The organism is Algibacter sp. (genome assembly GCF_049667265.1).
Taxonomy (GTDB): Bacteria; Bacteroidota; Bacteroidia; order Flavobacteriales; family Flavobacteriaceae; genus Algibacter_B.
Genome location: NZ_JBATHX010000335.1, coordinates 1 through 2581 on the forward strand (window position 1 = coordinate 1; position 2581 = coordinate 2581).

At 35.5% G+C, this 2581-nt stretch carries 3 protein-coding genes and 1 pseudogene; all 4 read right to left on the minus strand.

Features of this window, described 5'->3' with window-relative positions:
• Window positions 1-562: 50S ribosomal protein L4 (gene rplD, locus WBN21_RS11885; RefSeq protein WP_424200555.1), on the minus strand; the 562-nt coding region annotated here is incomplete at its 3' end.
• Window positions 562-1179 carry a 50S ribosomal protein L3 gene (gene rplC, locus WBN21_RS11890; protein ID WP_424200557.1) on the minus strand — a complete coding sequence of 206 codons (618 nt, stop codon included), beginning with the start codon at window positions 1177-1179 and terminating at the stop codon, window positions 562-564. The genes rplD and rplC, both read right to left, overlap by 1 nt.
• 122 nt (window positions 1180-1301) lie before the next feature.
• A complete protein-coding gene (gene rpsJ / locus WBN21_RS11895; protein WP_007650482.1) occupies window positions 1302-1607 on the minus strand; it encodes a 30S ribosomal protein S10 in 306 nt (101 codons plus the stop codon).
• 11 nt (window positions 1608-1618) lie between these two features.
• Window positions 1619-2581: pseudogene (fusA, locus tag WBN21_RS11900) on the minus strand (elongation factor G); the annotation flags it as partial.

Consider the following 2581-nt stretch of genomic DNA (forward strand, 5'->3'; position numbering starts at 1 on the left):
AAATCTTGTAAGTACTTAATTCTGAAGAAGTTATAACTTCTGAGCTTTTTAAATTGCGCGATGACAAATATACGTTATTATTTGACCCACCCAACACAAAGAGTGTTTTTTTGTTTTCAAGATCTAATGCCTTTAAAACCGCTGTAAAATTCTTAGTTTTTACAGTATCAAAATTAAAGTCTTCTAAAACTGTAATTGACTTTTCTCCTGCTTTAATACTTAGGGCAGATTTACGCGCTAAACGCTTTAAGTTTTTATTAAGTTTGAAGCTGTAATTTCTAGGTCTTGGACCGAACATACGACCACCACCTTTAAATACACCTGACTTAATACTACCTGCTCTTGCTGTACCAGTTCCTTTTTGCTTTTTAATCTTACGTGTCGATCCAGAAATCTCAGCTCTTTCTTTAGCTTTGTGAGTTCCTTGACGTTGGTTTGCTAAATATTGTTTAACATCCAAATATACTGCATGATTATTAGGCTCAATAGCAAACACATCGCTAGAAAGGTCTGCCTTTCTACCTGTGTCTTTTCCGTTTATATCTAAAACTGCTACTTTCATTATTTTCTAATAATTACATAAGCGTTTTTATGACCAGGAACACATCCTTTAATCACAAGTAGATTCTTTTCAGCAACTACTTTTAAAACTCTTAAATTTTGAACTTTGACTGTTTCTCCACCCATTCTTCCTGCCATTTTCATTCCTTTGAAAACTCTTGCAGGGTAAGACGCAGCTCCAATTGATCCTGGCGCTCTTAAACGGTTATGTTGACCGTGAGTAGCTTGACCTACACCACCGAAACCATGACGTTTTACAACACCTTGAAATCCTTTACCTTTCGATGTACCTGCTACATCAACAAACTCACCTTCGGTGAAATGTTCAACAGTGATTGCATCTCCTAATTTGTACTCCGCATCAAAACCTTGAAATTCAACGATTTTTCGCTTAACAGAAGTACCCGCTTTTTTAGCATGACCTAAGTCAGCTTTAGTAGCGCTTTTTTCTGTCGCGTCATCGAAACCTAATTGAACAGCTTTATAGCCGTCAACCTCTTCAGTTCTGACTTGGGTAACGATACATGGTCCAGCTTCGATTACTGTACAAGGAATATTTTTCCCGTTTTCATCAAAGATGCTGGTCATACCGATTTTTTTTCCAATTAACCCAGACATAATTATTTATTTAATTTATTACTATTTGTTATTAATATTCAAGGCCGAAAATACGTTTCAGCCTTGAATTGTATTTTTACCGTTTTTCCTTTGCTCGCAGCTCAGGACATGTAAGTTTATAACTAAACTTTTATCTCTACTTCAACACCACTTGGCAATTCAAGTTTCATTAACGCATCAATTGTTTTTGATGACGAAGAGTAGATATCCAATAATCTCTTATAAGAAGATAATTGAAATTGTTCTCTTGATTTCTTGTTTACGTGTGGAGAACGTAAAACCGTAAATATTTTCTTGTGAGTTGGCAATGGAATTGGTCCAGTTACTACAGCTCCAGTACTTTTTACTGTTTTTACAATCTTATCAGCAGACTTATCTACTAAGTTATGATCGTAAGATTTTAATTTTATTCTGATTTTTTGACTCATTTTCTTAAGATTTACGATTCAATTCCTTTAGCTGCTTTTATTACTTCTTCAGATATATTTGAAGGCGTTTCAGCATAATGTGAAAATTCCATTGTTGACGTTGCACGACCAGAAGATAATGTTCTTAATGTTGTTACATATCCAAACATTTCTGATAATGGCACAGTAGCTTTTACAGTTTTTGCACCAGCTCTATCACCCATACTAGTCATTTGACCTCTTCTTCTATTTAAATCACCTACAATATCACCCATGTTTTCTTCTGGAGTAATAACTTCCAGCTTCATAATAGGCTCCATGATTACCGCTTTTGCTGCTTTAGCACAAGCTTTAAATCCTAGTTTAGCAGCTAATTCGAAAGATAATTGATCCGAATCCACATCGTGGTAAGACCCATCTCTTAATGTCACCTTCATGGCATCAATTTCGTAACCCGCTAAAGGCCCATTAATCATAGCTTGTTTAAATCCTTTTTCAATTGAAGGGATAAATTCTTTAGGAACGTTACCACCTTTAATTACAGATTCAAACTGAAGTCCTACAACACCTTCATCAGCTGGTTCAACCGTAAATACAATATCAGCAAACTTACCACGACCACCAGATTGTTTCTTATAAACTTCTCTATGATCAGCAGCTTTTGTAATAGCTTCTTTATATTCAACTTGAGGTTGACCTTGATTTACTTCAACTTTGAATTCACGACGTAAACGATCAACAATTACATCTAAGTGAAGTTCACCCATTCCAGAAATAATAGTCTGTCCTGAAGCTTCATCTGAACGTACTGTAAACGTAGGATCTTCCTCAGCCAATTTAGCTAAGCCCATACCTAATTTATCAACGTCTGCTTTAGTTTTAGGCTCCACCGCAATACCAATTACTGGATCAGGAAAATCCATAGATTCTAAAATTATTGGGTGCTTTTCATCTGAAAGCGTATCTCCTGTTTTGATAGATTTAAATCCAACAGC